The sequence below is a fragment of the Paenibacillus sp. 2TAB19 genome (assembly GCF_052115185.1).
Lineage (GTDB): Bacteria > Bacillota > Bacilli > Paenibacillales > Paenibacillaceae > Pristimantibacillus.
Genome location: NZ_JBFRGE010000158.1, coordinates 1 through 3,970, shown reverse-complemented (window position 1 = coordinate 3,970; position 3,970 = coordinate 1). Strand labels below are relative to the sequence as shown.

The window sequence follows — 3,970 nt, the reverse complement described above, 5'->3', positions numbered from 1 at the left end:
ATAGGATGGTTAACGCAAACAAGCCGATGTTTGACAATAAAAGCAACAGTTCAAACAGCCTCATCTCGATTCTCCTTTTTTATAATTTCTATTTTCGTTTGTTCCAATATTATCCTACCAGACTGGTCTAAGCTATCGATTTCCCTTACATCTACCTTACAACTTTGTAAGTCGCTTACTTAGCAAATAATCATGAAATAGCAACTGTTCCTGAAGCTACTCGTTACTACAAGCTCCACTTGAACCAATTGCTCGCGGAGTTGCTATCGGGCAATTGGAGGTTGTGCGGTGTTATGTTACAATGAACCTCCGGTAAACAATGCCTTGAATTTTCTATCTCATCTATAACAATCCTTTATCATAGAACAAACACTAAAATTAGGGGTATCATTTGGAAGTATCCAGCCAATTAGCCAACAAAGAGGCAGCCGATCGTATTAAACGGCTGCCGAGGTGCAATTATTCAGCTATCGTCTCCCGTTAGCGCAATGCTCTGGCTTTTTATTTATGATTCATAACAGTTCCCCGCGCTTCAGGACCAGTTCCTACCTCTGTCGACTTCAAAAAGCAAAAACTTGCCGTTACTTGTGATACGGTTCACCGTGCTGTCTGTAACGGCAAGTTTGAAGGTCATCCTTTACTGCCCGTCAATGTCTACCTCTAAACCGTTTAATCGCATCCTCGGTCACCGGCTCGAAGAGGTTAAGAAGGTTGCCGTCGGGATCGCGGAACAGCATAGAACGGTTCCCCCACGGCATCGTGGTCGGTTCCTTTACCCAATTATCGACAAATGGCTTCAAGCGTACATATTCGGCCTCGACATCGTCGACGCGGAACTCAATAATGACAGTGCGATTGTTAGCCCCCACTACGGAACCGGCGCCGAATAGTTGCGCCGTCTGGGAGTGGCCGATTGCAAGGGTGCATGATGACACAACGAGTTCGGCAAATACAGGCGCGGGTCGCTCCGCCGATATCCCCAGGACTTTCTCATAGAACTCGACGAGGCGATCCACGTCGTCAGTAATGATGCGTACAGAAGCGAAATTCACAAGATATCATCCTTCCTAATAATAATAGGTTTGGCTGTGTCCCACAGCTGTTGCAAAACATACTTTTTACTTATTTATCTCCTTTACATTTACATGTGCAATTATAAAAAAACGCTACTGACAACGTTATGTCAGTAGCGTTTTAGAATTTTTTTGGCTTCCTCACGAATCCTATTTCGGAACGATTCGGGTTCCAACACGATTACGCCCGCTCCCCAGCCAAGCACCCATTGCAGCAATTCATCCAGCTGACGAACGCGTAAGACCACATCCAATCCATCTTGATGCTCTTTCATATCCTCTATGTAATGATAGTTTGATTCCTTCACCTTATCCGCGATGTCATGGTTAAATCGAAGGCAGACTCGCAAATGGCGATCATCTAAAGGGGTATACTCCCTTAAGTCAAAATGCGCCGGGAGTTCGAATCGTTCGTCCAGTTCGATAAGTTTATCCATTCGGGACAACCGGAAATGGCGGATGTCTTGGCGTAGATCACACCGGGCCACAAGCATCCAAGATCCTTCAACGAGTACAAGGCCATAGGGAGCGGCTGTACGTTCGCTATGGCGGCTCCCCGTGGAATCCGTAATTCTTTTAGAATAATGAAATCTGATCTTTCGCCCATCTAATAGAGCTCGGCGGATCTTATCGAGATTTTCCCTTTCGTTTGACGGAGCTGCATGTTTGCCTGGAGCGAGCAATCGCAGCGACCTTCTTATACGGGAGGTCTCACTGCGGACACTGTCTGATAGAGTGACCTCGATTTTCCTCCTAGCAACATTAGCTCTATCACGATAATCATCATCAAATCGTTGCTCGATAAACTCTGTTCCTATAAGCAAGGTCACGGCTTCCTCTATTGTAAAACTGATCGGAGGTAGAAAATATCCCTCCATTAAGGTATACCCTGTGCCTGTAGTGCCTGTAATCGGCACGCCTGCTTCGCTGAGCGCCTGAATGTCGCGATAGATGGTCCTCACGCTGGTTTCAAATAGTGCCGCCAAATCTTCGGCGCGTACCACCTGCCTGCCTTGCAACTCCAGCACGATGGCCAACAAACGATCTGTTTTGTTCATTGACTGCCCCCTTGAAACGTAATACTGTACAACAGAAACTTGCCGTTACTTGTGATACGGTTCACCTCGCATGTTCCTAAAGTAGCCTGCCCGTTACTTCAATGAAAAAAGCAGCCGATCGTTGTGATCAGCTGCTACAATAATTATTCAACTATCGTTCCCAGTTAACGAAATCACATTTCGGCTTAAATAAATGCTTCARAAGCAGGTTTCGAGCTTCCTCGAAGTGTGAGACAGGCGGCCATTATGTCTGTTGAGCTATTATGCCCGTTAGCTTAATGTCTCTTCGTATCTCAGGATTTTTTCATTCATTCGTTCTAACACAACGTTCATCTCTTTCATTTTGGTTAATAGTAGCTTACGTTGCTCGGTAAGGAGCTCTTTTCTCGCTTCGATGGTACCGTCACCTTGTTGATACAACTTAACATACTCAATTAATGTTTCGATAGGGAGACCTATACCTCGCATACATTTGACAAATTCGACCCATCTACAGTCTTCCTCTGAATAACTCCTAATTCCACTTTTATTTCGATTCACTCGAGGAATTAGTCCGATTCGTTCATAATAGCGAAGTGTATCCTGTGAAAGATCAAATTTTTTACTCACTTACGCTATTGTCATCATAACTATCCCACCTTTCCCCGTTGAAAGTCCTTTGGAGTGACCACTAACTGTCCTTCTTTAGTAAAGCAACTATTACTGTGGGCCGACTACCGGATGAGGAATATACGGCCCCTCCAGCAAAGCAACTTCCTCTGCGGTTAATTTAGTAGAAAGAGCAGCTACAGCATTTTCGAGATGAGATATTTTTGTTGCACCGATTATCGGCGCTGTTACAGGTTCTTTTTGTAGCAACCATGCAAGCGCGATTTCAACTCGGGAAACACCGCGTAGTTCCGAAATAGCAGCGACCTGATTCACAATCAATTGATCGGCATCAGAAGTAGCATCGTATTTTTGTTTTGCAATTTGATCGGTTTCGGAGCGATGTGTGGCTTCATTTGAATTTCTAGTCAATCTTCCTCCGGCAAGCGGACTATATGGTATGACACCAATTTTCTCAGCTTTGCAAAGCGGAAGCATCTCTCTCTCCTCTTCACGATAAATAAGATTTAAATGATTTTGCATCGAAATAAACCGGGTCCATCCATTGTTCTCGGCAACATGTAAGGCTTTCAAAAATTGCCACGCAAACATAGCCGAAGCACCTATATACCGTGCTTTCCCAGCCTTTATCACATCATGCAGAGCTTCCATCGTCTCTTCAATCGGCGTATGGTAATCCCAGCGGTGAATCTGGTACAGATCGACATAATCGGTTCCCAGACGTTTCAGGCTTTTATCAATTTCACTCATGATTGCCTTTCGAGATAGCCCAGCACCATTGGGGCCATCATACATGCGGCCGTGCACTTTTGTTGCAATGACGATTTCATCTCGATTGGCAAAGTCCTTCAGCGCCCGTCCTACTATTTCCTCACTAGTCCCGTCTGAATATATATTTGCAGTATCAAAAAAGTTGATTCCAAGCTCTAGAGCTTTTTTTATTATTGGACGACTGTTCTCCTCATCTAGCACCCACTGATGAATCCATCTGCCCGCCTCGCCAAACCCCATACAGCCCAAGCAAAGCCTCGATACATCTAAGCCGGTATTTCCAAGCTTCATATATTCCATTGGGTTGTCCCTCTTAAGCCCCGAAATTGGATTTGAGACTAGCCCACTTAACAGTGTAAGCTAGAAGCAGAACCAGTGGAGGGGATTTTTTATGCAACGTAGAAGATTCACATTAGAGTTTAAGCAACAGGTCGTACAGGAGGCCAAGGAAGTCGGAAA

Annotated in this window: 4 protein-coding genes; all 4 read right to left on the bottom strand. The window is 44.9% G+C overall.

Translation table 11 applies throughout. The features are described from left to right. Positions 1-647 precede the first annotated feature (647 nt). The 4 genes from AB4Z33_RS30400 to AB4Z33_RS30385 all read right to left on the bottom strand — a co-directional run bounded on the left by AB4Z33_RS30400 (position 648) and on the right by AB4Z33_RS30385 (position 3,811). Positions 648-1,052 (bottom strand): VOC family protein, encoded by a 405-nt coding sequence (locus tag AB4Z33_RS30400; protein WP_307471736.1) that lies wholly within the window; start codon positions 1,050-1,052, stop codon positions 648-650. 131 nt (positions 1,053-1,183) lie between these two features. Beyond that, positions 1,184-2,131, bottom strand: a complete 948-nt coding sequence (locus AB4Z33_RS30395) for a helix-turn-helix transcriptional regulator (protein WP_442053479.1) — start codon at positions 2,129-2,131, stop codon at positions 1,184-1,186. A gap of 270 nt (positions 2,132-2,401) precedes the next feature. Then, positions 2,402-2,740, bottom strand: coding sequence for a MerR family transcriptional regulator (locus AB4Z33_RS30390; RefSeq protein WP_442053478.1), 339 nt, complete (start codon positions 2,738-2,740; stop codon positions 2,402-2,404). Between the two features lie 90 nt (positions 2,741-2,830). Then, entirely contained in the window at positions 2,831-3,811 is a 981-nt protein-coding gene (locus tag AB4Z33_RS30385) for an aldo/keto reductase (RefSeq protein WP_442053477.1), read from the bottom strand. Positions 3,812-3,970 lie beyond the last annotated feature (159 nt).

Coding starts and splice junctions, on each gene's coding strand:
- AB4Z33_RS30395 (WP_442053479.1), bottom strand. CDS start 2,131: ATGAACAAAACAGATCGTTTGTTGGCCATCGTGCTGGAGTTGCAAGGC.
- AB4Z33_RS30385 (WP_442053477.1), bottom strand. CDS start 3,811: ATGGAATATATGAAGCTTGGAAATACCGGCTTAGATGTATCGAGGCTT.